The sequence below is a fragment of the Vibrio sp. 10N.286.48.F5 genome (assembly GCF_041469785.1).
Taxonomy (GTDB): domain Bacteria; phylum Pseudomonadota; class Gammaproteobacteria; order Enterobacterales; family Vibrionaceae; genus Vibrio; species Vibrio crassostreae_C.
The window spans coordinates 135,920-153,020 of the sequence record NZ_JBFRLG010000016.1; the positions used below are offsets into that span (position 1 = coordinate 135,920).

The window sequence follows — 17,101 nt, forward strand, 5'->3', positions numbered from 1 at the left end:
GTGTACTTGATAAACCCTGGGGGGAAAAGGTAAGCCGATGAACAATTTTACGAATAAGCTCTATATTCTTACTGAGCATGACGATACCTATACGCAACTGATTCTAAACCAGGATTTACCCGACCTAGAAATCACTCAAAACCCCAAATCAGCACAGATTGTCTTGGCGTCACCACCTCTAATCGCAGAGCGCCTCGGCGAGTTTAAAGAGCTAGACTGGGTACAGAGTACCTATGCCGGAATCAATAAACTCACTCAGCCAGATCTGCGTCAGGACTATACGCTAACCAACGTCAAAGGCATCTTTGGTCCGGCTATCGCAGAATACGTATTGGGTTACACAATCAGTCACTGTAGACACTTCCCTCATTACCACCAGCATCAACAACAACGAAACTGGCAGCCACAGCTTTATACTAGCCTAACTGACAAAACTATGGTGATTTTAGGAACAGGTTCAATCGGCAGTCATTTAGCAAAAACCGCGGCGGCTTTTGGTATTCATACCATAGGTGTCAACCGTACCGGCATCCCATCCAAACAAGAAACCTTTAAAGAGACTTTCCACATCAATGAGATAGAGGCTGCCCTTAAGCAGGCCGATATTGTGGTCAACACCTTGCCATCAACCGCTGAAACCTATCAACTGTTGAACCAAACCACGTTAGGTTACTGCTCTAATGTGTTGCTGTTTAATGTCGGTCGAGGGGAAAGCATCGACAATAAAGCCTTGTTGCTCGCCATAAAAAACAGATGGGTAGAACACGCATTTTTAGATGTGTTTGAAAGTGAACCCCTCTCTCAGGAACATCCTTTCTGGAAACTACCGCAAGTCACCATCACTCCACACATCGCTGCACTCAGTGAGCCAAGACAAGTAGTCGAGATCTTCGCAGAGAATTACAAACAGTGGCGAGATGGCTTTACACTTAATCATGTCATCGATTTTGAAAAAGGTTACTGATGTCCTCTTCGTTACTTAAAGAGATTCGACAATGCCGAGCTTGTGAGCCTCACCTATCACACGGTGCTAACCCGGTGATTCAAGCGCATCCAAACGCGCGCTTGCTGATCATAGGTCAAGCGCCGGGTATCAAGGTGCATGAGTCGTCGATCCCTTGGAATGACGCGAGTGGCGAACGATTAAGAGGATGGTTAGGGATAGATAGCGATACTTTTTACGACGAGCAAAAAGTCGCGATTGTGCCTATGGGGTTTTGTTATCCGGGGAAAGGGAAAAGTGGTGATCTTCCACCACGCAAAGAGTGCGCGGAGCTTTGGCATAACAAAGTGCTGCAATCTCTACCCAATATTCAAATGACACTGCTGATTGGCCAGTACGCACAAAACCATTACCTAACAAACAAGACCACCAGCACATTGACCGAAACCGTGCGTGATTGGCAAAGGTGGGCGCCTGAGTTTTTGCCATTACCCCACCCTTCGCCACGCAATAATATCTGGCTCAAGAAGAACCCTTGGTTTGAAAGTGAAGTCATTCCTTATATCAGGAAACACATCTCTGAGCATTTGGCCTACCATGATCCAAATACCTAATTAACTGCACACAACAAGATTAAACCGCCATCAAATGCCAATTTCAGGCAATAAAAAAGCGCTGTTGGTTTCCCAACAGCGCTTTCAATAATCTTACTCAGAATTACTTGTGGTAAGGCTTAGACAATTCGTGAACAGCGTCAACGAATACACCAGCGTTCTCTGGCGGTACATCTAAGTGGATACCGTGGCCTAGGTTAAATACATGACCTGTACCACCGTCGCCGAAGCCTTCAAGGATGCTGCCCACTTCTTCGCGAATACGTTCAGGCTGAGCGTAAAGCATTGAAGGATCCATGTTACCTTGCAGAGCAACTTTGTCGCCGATGCGAGCTTTTGCATCTGCGATGTTGATTGTCCAGTCTAGACCAACCGCATCACAACCTGTTGCTGCGATAGACTCAAGCCACATGCCACCGTTCTTAGTGAACAGAGTAACCGGTACTCGACGACCTTCGTTTTCACGGATTAGGCCATCAACGATTTTGTGCATGTATTGCAGTGAGAATAGGTTGTAGTCACGAGGAGTCAGTACACCACCCCATGTATCAAATACCATTACCGATTGAGCACCCGCTTTAATTTGCGCGTTCAAGTATTCGATAACACTGTCAGCCAGCTTGTCTAGAAGCAGGTGCAGCGTTTGTGGTTCTGCGTACATCATCTTCTTGATCTTAGTGAATGCTTTAGAGCTTCCACCTTCAACCATGTATGTCGCTAGAGTCCATGGGCTACCAGAGAAACCAATCAGTGGCACTTCGCCTTTCAGGTCTTTACGGATCTGACGAACGGCATTCATTACGTATTGAAGCTCGCCTTCTGGATCAGGTAGGCCAATCTTCTCTACGTCAGCTTTACACGTGATAGGACGCTCAAACTTAGGACCTTCACCTGTTTCAAAGTACAAACCTAAGCCCATTGCATCAGGGATAGTTAGGATGTCTGAGAACAAGATTGCCGCATCAAGCGGGAAACGACGTAAAGGTTGAAGTGTTACTTCTGATGCCAGTTCCGCGTTTTTGCACAAAGACATGAAATCGCCCGCTTCAGCGCGCGTTGCTTTGTATTCAGGAAGATAGCGGCCAGCTTGGCGCATCATCCATACCGGTGTGTAATCAACAGGCTGTTTTAAAAGTGCGCGTAAATAGCGATCGTTTTTTAATTCGGTCATTCCGTTAAATTCCAATTCAATCTTGTCTAGTTTTGATGGCAAGTATTCTAACACTGATTGAAGGGTAAAAGCTGTGTGCTTTGCAACCTAGATCAAGTTATTAACTTTTAAATCAATGCTTAATTTGCACCCAATTACGGGAGCATGTTAAAAATTTGTTCGCTAGCGAAAATTACAATTATAACATCTGAGTAGTCACTACTCAGCATCTCATAACGACATCTTACTTACCCCCTCCACTTGTGGAGGGTTTTTTTTAGCTTTTGATCACCCATAGGCCAAATACTATCACAGGCAAATTAGTGCTCTAGTATCTGCTCAGTCACACCATCTTTCATCACGTCATCAACGGTTTTCTCAATCAACTGTCTCGCAATGGTTCCAACAGGAGCAACATCAGGCAGGCTTGTTACGTCAAACCATTGAGCATCCGATAGCTCGCTGTAGTCAGGCTTGAGCGTACCACCAGCATAATCTGCGAGAAAGCCCATCATCATACTCGATGGAAACGCCCATGGCTGGCTGCCAAAATAACGAATATTATCGACATCGATACCCGTTTCTTCTTTGACTTCTCTTGCCACACACTGCTCTAAGGTCTCTCCGACCTCTAGGAAGCCCGCTATCACGGTATACATACCTGTCTTATGTCTTGGGTGCTGCGCAAGCAATATCTTGTTGTCGTTTCGTACAGCGACAATGATGCACGGGAAGATACGAGGATAATGAAGTGTGCGGCAATCTCCACACTGCATCGCCACCTGGTTATGGTTGAGATGATTTCGACCACCACACTGAGGGCAAAAACGCATACTTTGAGTCATATGCCCATATTGGATGGCTTTGCTTGCAGTCAAGAAACTCACTTCAGGCCAGTGCAGTAACTCTCTTAGGCTAACCATGTTCAGCTCATTCTCCACATCACAATCGTTGAGCCAATACACCTTGCGACCTTGATGCTGACCAATACAGATTGCATGCTCCACACTCAGCCCAAGCTCTTCAGCAGAGCCAAACGGAAACTGATCATTATTAACCCAAATATCACTACCAGAAACGACGCACCAATAAGCTTGCTCTGTCATTTTGTTATCACTTTTTTTTAACATCCCTATGCCTCATTGCTTGCAGTTCGTTCATTTTACTGGCAATCTAATTTCATACTAGAGTTGTAGCAGAGAATATTTCAAGCTATTACTTTTAGTAGCTACCAATAAAACGGACCCTGCTTAGGCAATTACTTGATCACAAGGTTGTGATCAGATCATGAGGACATGGTCATGCTAAATAAATTCAAACAAATACAAGAACAATGGGGTGGCTCTAATGAGGTCATCGATCATTGGCTCGAAACTCGACAGTCTCTAATCGTTGAGTATTGTAAGCTAGGTGCCTTGCAGCCAGCTAGCAACGGGCAATCAAACGTTGTTGAACTCCCTTCCCCTAAAGAAATAAGCTCATTCTGTGATCATGTTGTCGATTATATCTCAGAGGGTCATTTTAAGATCTACGATATGGTCATGAAAAAATGGCAAGCAACAGGCTTTAAAACCAATGACGAGATTGATACAACTTACGCGAAGATCGTACTTACAACCGAGCCGCTTCTAGAATTCAATGATAAGTACGTTAAAGTAAATGCAGACGATGAGTTGCCTAACTTCGAAGGAGATATGTCCAAAGTAGGTGAACTACTCGAACTACGTTTTGAAGTAGAAGATAATCTTATCCAGCTTATTGCAGACAGTTTAGCGATTCCACCAGGCGCTTAGTTAGCCGAATCCTTAATAAGCTTGCCTCTGTGCAAGCTTTTTGTTTTGTCTGTAAGGTTATCCAAACTACCCAGAACCTTTCAGACAGAGCTTACTCGCTCGCCCTGACCTTTAGCCATAAGCATATGGTTACAGCCCTAATCAGCCTAGTCATCTCTACCCTTTATCTTACTGGCCTCAAAGAGCACTCTTCAGGACATAAATCCAACCTCACCAGCTAGATAAGCACACCTATCACTTTATAAGTCATAGCTAAATACCAATACGCCAGATACAAAAAAGGCACCCGAAGGTGCCTTTTTCTTATCTCTTAGAGACTACTCGTAGAACTTACTCTTCTGAAGAGAAACCAGCGTTTAGAAGTGCTGCTAGATTGTCAGTAGCTTGTTCAGCTGAAGGACCTTCTTGCTCTTCTTCACGTTGTTTTTGACGCTCTTGGTGGTATGCGAAACCAGTACCAGCTGGGATCAGACGACCAACAATTACGTTCTCTTTCAGGCCGCGAAGGTCATCACGCTTACCAGAAACCGCAGCTTCTGTTAGTACGCGAGTCGTTTCTTGGAACGATGCAGCTGAGATGAATGACTCAGTTGCAAGAGATGCTTTAGTAATACCTAGTAGATCACGTTCGAAACGTACTAGTTCTTTACCTTCAGCTTCTAGCTTACGGTTAGCAATCTTAACATTGTGGTACTCAACTTGTTCGCCAGGTAGGAACGGAGAGTCACCAGAATGAGTGATTGTACACTTACGTAGCATTTGACGAACGATAGTCTCGATGTGCTTATCGTTAATCTTTACGCCTTGTAAGCGGTAAACTTCTTGAACTTCGTTCGCGATGTACTGAGTTACTGCGTGGATACCACGTAGACGCAGGATATCGTGTGGAGTTTCAGGACCGTCGGCGATTACATCACCACGTTCAATCTTCTCACCTTCGAACACGTTCAATTGACGATGCTTAGGAATCATCTCTTCGTAAGCGTCACCGCCTTCACGAGTGATTACTAGACGACGCTTACCTTTCGTTTCTTTACCGAAAGACACAGTACCTGTGTGCTCAGCAAGGATCGCAGGCTCTTTAGGCTTACGAGCTTCGAATAGGTCAGCTACGCGTGGTAGACCACCGGTGATATCTTTGTTTCCGCTCGATTTTTGAGGGATACGAGATAGTGTGTCACCGATGCCAACTTCAGCGCCATCTTCGATGTTTACAATCGCTTTGCCAGGTAGGAAGTAGTGAGCTGGCATATCAGTACCAGGGATCATTACGTCGTTACCTTGCTCATCAACAAGTTTGATAGCTGGACGCATATCTTTACCTGCTGCTGGGCGAGCTGCTGCGTCTGTAACTTCACTTGAAGAAAGACCCGTTAGATCGTCAGTTTGACGAGAAACTGTAATACCATCGATCATATCTACGAATTGGATACGACCTGCCACTTCAGTGATGATTGGCATGGTATGCGCTTCCCAGTTAGCTACAACTTCACCAGCAGTAACTGCTGCGTTGTCGCCTTTGGTTAGCATCGAACCGTAAGGAAGTTTGTGCTTCTCTTTAGTACGGCCGAATTCATCAATAATCGTCATCTCAGATGCACGAGAAGTGATAACCAGTTTCTTATCTTTGTTAACTACGAACTTAGCATTGTGAAGTTTCACAGTACCAGTTGTCTTAGCTTGGATGCTATTCTCTGCTGCTGCAGTAGATGCCGCACCACCGATGTGGAACGTACGCATCGTTAGCTGTGTACCCGGTTCACCGATAGATTGTGCAGCGATAACACCAACTGCTTCACCTTGGTTCACTAGGTGACCACGTGCTAGGTCACGACCGTAACACTGTGCACAACAACCGAAGTCTGCATCACAGGTAACAACAGAGCGCACTTTCATGCTATCTACTGAGTTGTCTTCCATGATTTGACACCACTTCTCATCAATCAGAGTATTACGTGGAATCAGTACATCTTCAGTACCAGGCTTAAGAACGTCTTCAGCTACTACACGACCTAGAGCAAGCTCAGAAAGTGCAACTTTAACGTCACCACCTTCGATGTGAGGCATCATGTCGATACCTTCATGCGTGCCACAGTCATGTTCGTGTACTACAACGTCTTGAGCAACGTCTACTAGACGACGAGTTAGGTAACCCGAGTTTGCTGTTTTCAGTGCTGTATCCGCAAGACCCTTACGAGCACCGTGCGTTGAGATAAAGTACTGAAGGACGTTTAGACCTTCTTTAAAGTTCGCTGTGATCGGCGTTTCGATGATTGAACCATCTGGACGCGCCATCAGACCACGCATACCTGCTAGCTGACGAATCTGAGCTGCAGAACCACGTGCGCCCGAGTCGGCCATCATGTAGATGCTGTTGAACGATTCTTGCTGTTCTTCTTCGCCGTCACGGTTGATAACTGTTTCAGAAGATAGGTTATCCATCATTGCTTTCGCAACGCGGTCATTCGTAGATGCCCAGATATCGATAACTTTGTTGTAACGCTCACCCGCAGTAACAAGACCAGATTGGAATTGCTCTTGGATTTCGCGAACTTCTTCTTCAGCAGATTCAATTTCATCGTATTTCGCTTGAGGTACAACCATATCGTCGATACCTACAGAAACACCAGAAAGTGCAGCGTATGCAAAACCTGCGTACATGATTTGGTCAGCAAATACTACTGTATCTTTTAGACCAAGCTTACGGTAACACTCGTTAAGAAGAGTAGAGATCTGCTTCTTACCTAACTTTTGGTTAACGATGCTGTACGGTAGGCCAGCTGGAACGATTTGCCATAGCATTGCACGGCCGACAGTTGTATCAACCATCTTCGTTTCAGTAGTGCTGTTACCATCTTCGTCTACTACAGTTTCGGTGATACGTACTTTAACGCGAGCGTGTAGCTCAGCAGTCTTAGTACGGTATGCCTTTTCAGCCTCAGCAGGGCCAGCAAGGTACATACCTTCGCCTTTCACGTTGATCTTGTCACGTGTCATGTAGTAAAGACCCAATACAACGTCCTGAGAAGGTACGATGATCGGATCACCTGACGCTGGCGACAGAATGTTATTCGTCGACATCATCAGTGTACGTGCTTCAAGCTGTGCTTCTAGAGTTAGAGGCACGTGTACCGCCATTTGGTCACCATCGAAGTCGGCGTTGTATGCCGCACACACTAGTGGGTGAAGCTGAATCGCTTTACCTTCGATTAGTACTGGTTCAAACGCTTGGATACCTAGACGGTGAAGTGTAGGTGCACGGTTAAGCAGTACTGGGTGTTCGCGGATTACTTCGTCCAGGATATCCCAAACGATAGCTTCTTCGCGCTCTACCATCTTCTTAGCAGCTTTGATTGTCGTAGCCATGCCACGAGTTTCTAGCTTGCTGTAGATGAACGGCTTAAATAGCTCAAGTGCCATCTTCTTAGGAAGACCACACTGATGTAGACGAAGGTATGGACCTACTGTGATTACAGAACGGCCAGAGTAGTCTACACGTTTACCTAGAAGGTTCTGACGGAAACGACCTTGTTTACCCTTGATCATATCAGCAAGAGATTTCAGAGGACGCTTGTTAGAACCAGTGATAGCACGACCACGACGACCGTTATCTAGAAGTGCATCAACAGACTCTTGCAGCATACGCTTTTCGTTACGTACGATGATGTCCGGAGCAGCTAGCTCTAGAAGGCGCTTCAAACGGTTGTTACGGTTGATCACACGACGGTAAAGGTCGTTCAGATCTGAAGTCGCAAAACGACCGCCATCTAGTGGTACTAGAGGACGTAGATCTGGCGGCAGAACCGGAAGTACAGTCAGAATCATCCATTGCGGATCGTTACCCGATGCAATGAACGCTTCAACTAGCTTCAGGCGCTTAGTAACTTTTTTACGCTTAGTTTCTGAGTTAGTCGTTTCTAACTCTTCGCGCATTTCTTCCACTTCTTGATGAAGGTCCATTGTTGCAAGCAGATCTTTGATCGCTTCAGCACCCATCTTAGCAGTAAATTCGTCACCCCACTCTTCTAGACGATCCAGATACTCTTCTTCAGTAAGCATCTGAGATTTTTCTAGATCAGTCATACCTGGTTCAGTTACTACGTACATCTCGAAGTAAAGAACACGTTCGATATCACGTAGAGGGATATCCATTAGTAGACCGATACGAGACGGCAGTGATTTTAGGAACCAGATGTGAGCAACTGGTGAAGCTAGCTCGATGTGGCCCATGCGGTCACGACGAACTTTAGTTTGTGTAACTTCAACGCCACACTTCTCACAGATAACACCACGGTGCTTCAGGCGCTTGTATTTGCCACAAAGACATTCGTAGTCTTTAACTGGACCAAAAATACGTGCACAGAACAGACCATCACGTTCAGGTTTGAACGTACGATAGTTAATTGTTTCCGGCTTTTTAACTTCACCAAAAGACCATGAACGGATCATGTCTGGTGAAGATAGACCGATTTTGATTGCATCAAATTCTTCGGTCTTATGCTGTGCTTTTAGAAAGTTTAATAAGTCTTTCACATTCAGCTCCTGTAAGGAGTTAAAGGAGCTCACTGCTGTAGCAAGCTCCCTTTTACCAAATAATCCTATCTTCTTTTAAAAAGAAGGAGGGATTACTCTTCGTCTTCTAGCTCGATGTTGATACCTAGCGAGCGAATCTCTTTCAACAGTACGTTGAACGACTCAGGCATACCAGGTTCCATGCTATGGTTACCGTCTACGATGTTCTTATACATCTTAGTACGGCCGTTAACGTCATCTGACTTAACTGTTAGCATTTCTTGTAGAGTATATGCAGCACCGTATGCTTCTAGTGCCCATACTTCCATCTCACCGAAACGCTGACCACCGAACTGAGCTTTACCACCAAGTGGTTGCTGAGTTACTAGGCTGTAAGAACCAGTTGAACGAGCATGCATCTTGTCATCAACCAAGTGGTTCAGTTTCAGCATGTACATGTAACCAACAGTTACAGGACGCTCAAACGAATCACCAGTACGACCATCAAACAGTTTAAGCTGACCAGATTCTGGCAGATCACCCAGTTTAAGTAGTTCTTTGATTAGAGACTCAGAAGCACCGTCGAACACAGGAGTAGCAATCGGTAGACCGCCACGTAGGTTCTTGATCAGTGTACGAACTTGATCATCAGACAGTTCAGCAATATCAACTTTCTGACGAGTATCACCAAGATCGTAAACCTTCTGTAGGAACTCACGGAACTTATGCAGTTCTTGTTGTTCCTTAACCATTTGGTTGATCTTGTCACCGATACCTTTCGCAGCCAAACCTAAGTGAACTTCTAGGATCTGACCGATGTTCATACGCGATGGTACACCCAGCGGGTTAAGTACGATGTCTACAGGCTGACCTTTCTCATCGTATGGCATGTCTTCAACAGGGTTAATCTTAGAGATTACACCTTTGTTACCGTGACGACCGGCCATCTTATCACCAGGCTGGATACGACGTTTAACCGCTAGGTAAACTTTAACAATCTTAAGAACGCCAGGCGCTAGATCATCACCTTGAGTGATTTTACGACGCTTAGTTTCAAACTTCTTATCGAAGTCTGCTTTTAGCTCATCCCACTGCTCAGCAAGTTGCTCAAGCTGTGTTTGTAGCGCATCGTCTTCTAGAACTTGCTCTAGCCATTGCTTACGACCGATAGTATCAAGCTTAGCTTCAGAGTAACCACCAGACAGAAGTACAGCTTTAACACGGTTAAGAAGGCCACCCTCAAGAATTTGGAACTCTTCAGTTAGGTCTTTCTTAGCTTCTTTAAGCTGCATCTGTTCGATTTCAAGTGCACGCTTGTCTTTCTCTACGCCATCGCGAGTGAAGACTTGTACATCGATGATAGTACCCGAAACAGAGTTTGGTACACGTAGAGAAGTATCTTTAACATCAGATGCTTTCTCACCGAAGATAGCACGTAGCAGCTTCTCTTCAGGAGTCAGTTGAGTTTCACCTTTAGGGGTTACTTTACCAACTAGGATGTCGCCACCCTTAACTTCAGCACCAATGTAAACGATACCTGACTCGTCTAGTTTAGACAGAGCAGACTCACCTACGTTTGGAATATCAGCTGTGATCTCTTCAGAACCCAGCTTAGTATCACGAGCCACACAAGATAGTTCTTGGATGTGGATTGTCGTGAAACGGTCTTCTTGAACTACGCGCTCAGATACTAAGATCGAGTCTTCGAAGTTGTAACCGTTCCAAGGCATGAATGCGATACGCATGTTTTGGCCAAGAGCTAGTTCACCAAGGTCTGTTGAAGGACCATCAGCAAGAACATCGCCACGTGCAACTGGTTCACCAGGAAGTACAGTTGGACGTTGGTTAATACATGTGTTTTGGTTCGAACGCGTGTACTTAGTTAGGTTGTAGATATCGATACCAGCTTCGCCAGGTACCAATTCATCTTCGTTAACCTTAACTACAATACGAGAAGCGTCTACAGACTGAACTTGACCACCACGTTTAGCAACCGCTGTAACACCAGAGTCAACTGCGATGTTACGTTCGATACCAGTACCTACTAGAGGCTTATCAGCCTTAAGTGTTGGTACAGCTTGACGTTGCATGTTGGCACCCATCAATGCACGGTTCGCATCATCGTGTTCTAGGAACGGGATAAGCGAAGCAGCGATAGATACTACTTGGTTTGTCGCAACGTCCATGTAGTCAACGTGATCGCGTGGGTGAAGACCAGATTCACCTTTTTGACGAGCTGTGATTAGCTCATCTGCAAACGTACCTTCTTCAGTAAGAATGGTGTTTGCTTGCGCGATTACGAATTGACCTTCCTGGATTGCAGACAGGTAATCAACTTCTTCTGTTACTACACCATCTACTACACGACGGTACGGAGTTTCTAGGAAACCGTAATCGTTACAACGTGCAAACGCAGATAGTGAGTTAATTAGACCGATGTTTGGACCTTCAGGCGTTTCGATCGGACATAGACGACCGTAGTGAGTTACGTGAACGTCACGTACTTCGAAGCCTGCGCGCTCACGAGTAAGACCACCAGGACCTAAAGCAGAGATACGACGTTTGTGCGTAACTTCTGACAATGGGTTGTTTTGGTCCATGAACTGTGAAAGCTGTGAAGAGCCAAAGAATTCTTTAACTGCAGCAGAGATCGGCTTAGCGTTGATAAGATCTTGAGGCATGATTGCATCAAGGTCACCAAGGCTTAGGCGCTCTTTAACGGCACGTTCTACACGAACTAGACCAACACGGAATTGGTTTTCTGCCATTTCACCTACAGAACGGATACGACGGTTGCCAAGGTGGTCGATATCGTCCACTTCACCAATACCGTTACGGATACCAATCAGTTTCTTCATCACTTCGATGATGTCTGATTCATCCAGAGTACCGCGCTCTTCTTCTTCTTCACGCTCGATAGAGCTGTTGAACTTCATACGGCCTACAGTTGATAGGTCGTAACGTTCTTCAGAGAAGAATAGGCTTTCGAATAGAGACTCTGCAGCTTCTTTCGTTGGTGGCTCGCCAGGACGCATCATGCGGTAGATTTCTACCAATGCAGAGATGCGATCTACTGTGCTATCTGCACGTAGAGTGTCTGACATGAATGGACCGTGATCTAGGTCATTCGTGAACAGAGTTTGTAGAGCCTTGTGGCCTGCTTGAGACAGGTTAGCAAGAGCTTCTAGGCTAATCTCTTGGTTCGCGCCAACGATGATCTCGCCAGTTGCTTCGTTGATGTAATCTTTAGATGCAACTTTACCAACGATGTACTCTACTGGTACTTCGATGTGCTCAACGCCATCTTTTTCAAGTTGACGGATATGGCGAGCAGTAACACGACGACCAGTCTCAACGTAAGTTTTACCGTTTGCTTCGATGTCGAATGACGCAGTTTCACCACGTAGACGATCAGGAACCAACTCCATAAGAAGAGTTTGGTCTTTCACTTCGAAGTTCACTTTGTCGAAGAACAGATCAAGGATCTCTTCAGTCGATTTACCAAGTGCACGAAGAATAATCGATGCTGGTAGCTTACGACGACGGTCGATACGTACGAATAAGTTATCCTTAGGATCGAACTCAAAGTCTAACCATGAGCCACGGTAAGGAATTACACGTGCGTTATAAAGAACTTTACCTGATGAGTGGGTCTTACCCTTATCACTGTCGAAGAACACGCCTGGGCTTCGGTGCAGCTGGGATACGATAACCCTCTCGGTACCATTAATTACGAAAGTACCATTGTCTGTCATAAGCGGAATTTCGCCCATGTAGACTTCTTGTTCTTTAATGTCTTTTACAGTACCTGCTGGTGCATCTCGATCAAAGATAACTAGACGTAGTTTTACGCGTAGTGGCTTTGAGTAAGTAACACCGCGGATTTGACATTCTTTAACGTCAAAAACTGGCTCACCAAGACGGTAGCTAACGTATTGCAGCTCAGAATTGCCGTTGTAGCTCTGAATTGGAAATACAGAACGGAAAGCAGCTTCAAGACCGTATTGACCTTCTGGATCCTGTTCGATGAATTTGTCGAAAGAATCAAGCTGGATCGATAACAGGTATGGAATGTCCAAAACTTGTGGACGAGTACCAAAATCCTTACGGATGCGCTTTTTCTCGGTATAAGAGTAAACCATGGGGTTCCTCAGCTCGCTGATAAGTGACCCAAACCACCCAAAACACTCTTCAGAGGGGGTGGTGACAAACAGCTGTTTAGTGGTAGTGAACAATCATTTCGAAAAAATGACTGTTTTTTTGCTCGGATTATGACGGTTAAACAGCGGAAATTTCGTCATAGCCCTACAGCGCAAAAAGGCCGGTGGTTAATAAACCACCAGCCATTAGCCTTGCGGCTATGAAATTAAGTAATAATTACTTGATTTCAACAGAAGCGCCAGCTTCTTCTAGCTGTGCTTTAAGAGCTTCAGCTTCAGCTTTGTCAACGCCTTCTTTAAGCGCTGCAGGAGCTGAGTCTACAAGACCTTTAGCTTCTTTAAGACCTAGGCCAGTTGCGCCACGTACAGCTTTGATAACTTGTACTTTGTTAGCGCCAGCAGCAGTTAGGATTACGTCGAATTCAGTTTGCTCAGCAGCAGCGTCGCCGCCAGCTGCGCCACCAGCTACAACTGCAGCTGCAGCTGAAACGCCGAATTTCTCTTCCATAGCTTCGATAAGCTCAACAACTTGCATTACAGACATTTCTGCAACTGCGTCTAGGATTTGCTCGTTAGTAATAGACATAACAATTCTCTTTTAAGTCAACAATAAGTTTAATTTGCAACCAGTGAAAAGCAAGGCTTAAGCCGCTGCTTCTTCTTTTTGGTCACGTAGTGCAGCGATAGTACGAACCAGCTTGCCAGCAGAAGCTTCTTTCATGCACATCATTAGGCGTGCGATAGCTTCGTCGTAAGTTGGTAGTGTCGCTAGTACTTCAGCATCAGTAACTGCGCCTTCAAATGCAGCAGCTTTGATCTCGAAATCTTTGTTCTCTTTAGCGAAGTCTTTGAAAAGACGCGCTGCAGCACCTGGGTGCTCGTTAGAGAACGCGATCAGAGTTGGACCAGTGAAAGTGTCTACTAGACACTCGTAGTCTGTACCCTGAACCGCACGGCGTGCTAGTGTGTTACGAACAACTTTCATGTAAACACCCGCTTCGCGAGCTTGTTTACGTAGAGAAGTCATTGCGCCAACTTCAACGCCACGAGAATCAGCTACAACTGCAGAAAGTGCACCACTGGCAGCTTCGTTGACTTCAGCAACAATTGCTTTTTTGTCTTGAAGATTTAAAGCCATTTGGATTAACCTCTGGTTGTGATTACAGCACCCAATACAAAATGTATTGAGCGTTTACGATGTTATTTAAAAGTGAATAAATCCACTTCAAACCACAACATCGCCTACGTAGGTTTTATTAAGCTATCAATAATCTAATGAAAATCGACAGCGCCTACGGTCTTGGGATAGATGATTTCAAATTGCTTTAAAACCACCCAACCACAAATATTAGGCGCAGAAGTATACACTAAATCTGCGCCTAAGCAAATTAGTTTGCTTGAGTGTCAAGACTAGCTTGATCAACAGCAACACCAGCACCCATCGTAGTAGAGATGCTTACTTTCTTCAGGTAAGAACCCTTAGCTGAAGAAGGCTTAGCTTTCTTAAGAGCAACTAGAAGAGCTTCTAGGTTCTCTTGAAGCTGGCTAGCTTCGAAAGATGCTTTACCGATAGTAGTGTGGATGATGCCGTTCTTGTCGTTACGGTAACGAACCTGACCAGCTTTAGCGTTCTTAACCGCTTCAGCAACGTTAGGAGTTACAGTACCAACTTTAGGGTTTGGCATAAGGCCGCGTGGACCTAGGATTGTACCTAGTTGACCAACAACACGCATTGCATCTGGAGAAGCAACAACTACGTCGAAGTTCATTTCGCCTTTTTTCACTTGCTCAGCAAGATCTTCCATACCAACGATATCTGCGCCAGCAGCTTTAGCAGCTTCTGCGTTTGCACCTTGAGTGAAAACAGCAACGCGTATGTCACGGCCAGTACCGTGAGGTAGCACTGTTGCGCCACGAACGTTTTGGTCAGATTTACGAGCATCGATGCCTAGGTTAACAGCAACATCTACAGACTCAACGAATTTAGCAGTCGCTAGTTCTTTAAGAAGAGCAACAGCTTCGCTGATTTCGTATTCTTTAGTTGAGTCAACTTTGTCGCGGATTACGCGCATACGCTTAGTAAGTTTAGCCATGATCTTATCCCTCTACCACTAGGCCCATTGAACGAGCAGTACCAGCAATAGAACGTTTCATTGCTTCGATGTCAGCACCAGTCATATCAGCAGCTTTAGTTTCTGCGATTTCCTGAACTTGAGCGTCAGTAACAGTACCAACTTTCTCAGTGTTTGGACGACCTGAACCAGACTTAACGCCAGCAGCTTTCTTAAGAAGAACAGCAGCAGGTGGAGTCTTAGTTACGAACGTGAAAGAACGGTCGTTGTAAACAGTAATAACTACTGGAGTAGGTAGACCTTTCTCAACAGATTCTGTTTTTGCGTTGAACGCTTTACAGAATTCCATGATGTTCACGCCGTGTTGACCTAGAGCAGGACCAACCGGTGGACTTGGGTTTGCCATACCAGCTGCAACTTGCAGTTTGATATAAGCTTCAACTTTCTTAGCCATGATATTTCCTAATATTTTGGGTACATGCGCTAGCCGCAAGGCGAGCTCCCCATAAATTCAATTAACTCTTTTTCACTTCCACAGAAGCAAAAAGGCGCGAAATTATAATCATAATTCGCGCCTTTAACAACCCTAAAAAGGTGATTTTTTATACTCTTTTATTTTGAACAACTTATGAAGTATTTATCCACAGCTTGTTCAAAACTTAGAGTTTTAGTCCAGTTTTTCAACCTGACCAAATTCAAGCTCAACCGGTGTTGCACGACCAAAGATCGATACAGATACCTTAATGCGGCTTTTCTCGTAATCTACTTCTTCAACAGTACCGTTGAAGTCAGCAAATGGACCATCGTTCACACGAACCACTTCACCCGCTTCGAACATTGTCTTAGGACGTGGAGACTCGCTCGCTTTCTCTAGACGGTTCAAGATAGCATCAGCTTCTTTATCAGTGATTGGTGCAGGACGATCAGAGGTACCACCAATGAAGCCCATAACACGCGGAATGCTGCGTACTAAGTGCCATGATTCATCATTCATGATCATTTGAACTAATACGTAGCCAGGGAAGAATTTACGTTCACTTTTACGGCGTTGGCCTGCACGCATTTCCACTACTTCTTCAGTAGGTACTAGCACATCGCCAAATAGTTCTTCCATGTTGTGCATTTTAATATGCTCGCGTAGCGACTGTGCAACACGACCTTCAAAGCCAGAAAAGGCTTGAACTACATACCAACGTTTTTTTGGAGCTTCACTCATGAATCAGAACCCTCTACACCCCAGTTGCTAGAGAAACTAGACGGACCATAATGCCGTCAATTCCCCAAAGCACTAGAGACATAACAATACATACAGCTAAAACGATCAATGTAGTTTGCATAGTTTCTTGGCGAGTAGGCCAAACAACTTTACGAATCTCCATACGAGATTCTTTTGCAAAATCGATCGCAGCTTTACCTTTAGTTGTTGTTGCTGCAACGCCTAGTGCGGCAGCAATCAGCACAACTACACCTGCAGCGCGAATTACAACAGACAATTCACCATACAGGTAATTACCCACAACAGCAGCAGCCAACAGAACAAAAGCGACAATCCACTTCATTGTATCTGCTGCACCTGAGCTATCAGGAGTTTCAGCGTTTGCTTTCATAAAACCAACCTGTGATAAGTCTTAAATATAGACGACAATAACCCCGCTGTTGCAGGGCACATTCCTTTGCGTTGCAAAACAACACATCTAACAGTCATTTTAGTCAAAAAGACCGTTTAATTCTTTGCTAAGAGCAAAAATCGATGTCAAAACATCCAACTCTTTTTTTAGCGCAGAAAAAGGGCATCAAATGATGCCCTTTTTACTAGTGGTTCGTCAAATCTTATGCAAAGATTTTAGCTACAACACC

13 protein-coding genes are annotated in these 17,101 nt (G+C 45.0%); 3 read left to right on the top strand and 10 right to left on the bottom strand.

All coding sequences use genetic code 11. The features are described from left to right. The first annotated feature begins 37 nt into the window (after positions 1-37). Entirely contained in the window at positions 38-964 is a 927-nt protein-coding gene (locus AB4185_RS11605; protein WP_017062698.1) for a D-2-hydroxyacid dehydrogenase, read from the top strand. Beyond that, the gene (locus tag AB4185_RS11610) at positions 964-1,557 is read left to right on the top strand and encodes a uracil-DNA glycosylase family protein (RefSeq protein ID WP_017065640.1); all 594 of its coding nucleotides are present in this window, start codon (positions 964-966) and stop codon (positions 1,555-1,557) included. The genes AB4185_RS11605 and AB4185_RS11610 overlap by 1 nt, the downstream gene beginning before the upstream one ends. A gap of 103 nt (positions 1,558-1,660) precedes the next feature. Here the strand turns inward: AB4185_RS11610 and hemE are convergent, their stop codons facing one another. Together hemE and nudC are read right to left on the bottom strand one after the other, a co-directional pair. Next, on the bottom strand, positions 1,661-2,728 hold the full coding sequence (gene hemE / locus AB4185_RS11615; RefSeq protein ID WP_017060530.1) for a uroporphyrinogen decarboxylase: 1,068 nt from the start codon (positions 2,726-2,728) through the stop codon (positions 1,661-1,663). 299 nt (positions 2,729-3,027) lie between these two features. Continuing rightward, positions 3,028-3,837: an NAD(+) diphosphatase gene (gene nudC, locus AB4185_RS11620; protein WP_372111397.1), complete on the bottom strand. Its 810-nt coding sequence runs from the start codon at positions 3,835-3,837 to the stop codon at positions 3,028-3,030. A gap of 165 nt (positions 3,838-4,002) precedes the next feature. Between nudC and AB4185_RS11625 the strand changes: the two genes are divergently transcribed. Then, positions 4,003-4,500 carry an Rsd/AlgQ family anti-sigma factor gene (locus AB4185_RS11625; RefSeq protein WP_032546263.1) on the top strand — a complete coding sequence of 166 codons (498 nt, stop codon included), beginning with the start codon at positions 4,003-4,005 and terminating at the stop codon, positions 4,498-4,500. A 330-nt stretch (positions 4,501-4,830) separates the two neighbouring features. Here the strand turns inward: AB4185_RS11625 and rpoC are convergent, their stop codons facing one another. The 8 genes from rpoC to secE all read right to left on the bottom strand — a co-directional run bounded on the left by rpoC (position 4,831) and on the right by secE (position 16,851). Continuing rightward, entirely contained in the window at positions 4,831-9,033 is a 4,203-nt protein-coding gene (gene rpoC, locus AB4185_RS11630; protein ID WP_017060527.1) for a DNA-directed RNA polymerase subunit beta', read from the bottom strand. 92 nt (positions 9,034-9,125) lie between these two features. Beyond that, the gene (gene rpoB / locus AB4185_RS11635; protein ID WP_017060526.1) at positions 9,126-13,154 is read right to left on the bottom strand and encodes a DNA-directed RNA polymerase subunit beta; all 4,029 of its coding nucleotides are present in this window, start codon (positions 13,152-13,154) and stop codon (positions 9,126-9,128) included. A 235-nt stretch (positions 13,155-13,389) separates the two neighbouring features. Further along, a complete protein-coding gene (gene rplL / locus AB4185_RS11640) occupies positions 13,390-13,758 on the bottom strand; it encodes a 50S ribosomal protein L7/L12 (RefSeq protein ID WP_017060525.1) in 369 nt (122 codons plus the stop codon). Between the two features lie 57 nt (positions 13,759-13,815). Further along, the gene (gene rplJ / locus AB4185_RS11645) at positions 13,816-14,310 is read right to left on the bottom strand and encodes a 50S ribosomal protein L10 (protein ID WP_017060524.1); all 495 of its coding nucleotides are present in this window, start codon (positions 14,308-14,310) and stop codon (positions 13,816-13,818) included. 250 nt (positions 14,311-14,560) lie between these two features. Further along, complete coding sequence (rplA, locus tag AB4185_RS11650) at positions 14,561-15,265, bottom strand: 50S ribosomal protein L1 (protein ID WP_017060523.1); 705 nt, start codon at positions 15,263-15,265, stop codon at positions 14,561-14,563. A 4-nt stretch (positions 15,266-15,269) separates the two neighbouring features. Further along, positions 15,270-15,698: a 50S ribosomal protein L11 gene (rplK, locus tag AB4185_RS11655; protein ID WP_010435555.1), complete on the bottom strand. Its 429-nt coding sequence runs from the start codon at positions 15,696-15,698 to the stop codon at positions 15,270-15,272. A 213-nt stretch (positions 15,699-15,911) separates the two neighbouring features. After that, positions 15,912-16,460, bottom strand: coding sequence for a transcription termination/antitermination protein NusG (gene nusG, locus AB4185_RS11660; protein WP_010435556.1), 549 nt, complete (start codon positions 16,458-16,460; stop codon positions 15,912-15,914). A 13-nt stretch (positions 16,461-16,473) separates the two neighbouring features. Then, a complete protein-coding gene (gene secE, locus AB4185_RS11665) occupies positions 16,474-16,851 on the bottom strand; it encodes a preprotein translocase subunit SecE (protein WP_010435558.1) in 378 nt (125 codons plus the stop codon). Between the last annotated feature and the right edge of the window lie 250 nt (positions 16,852-17,101).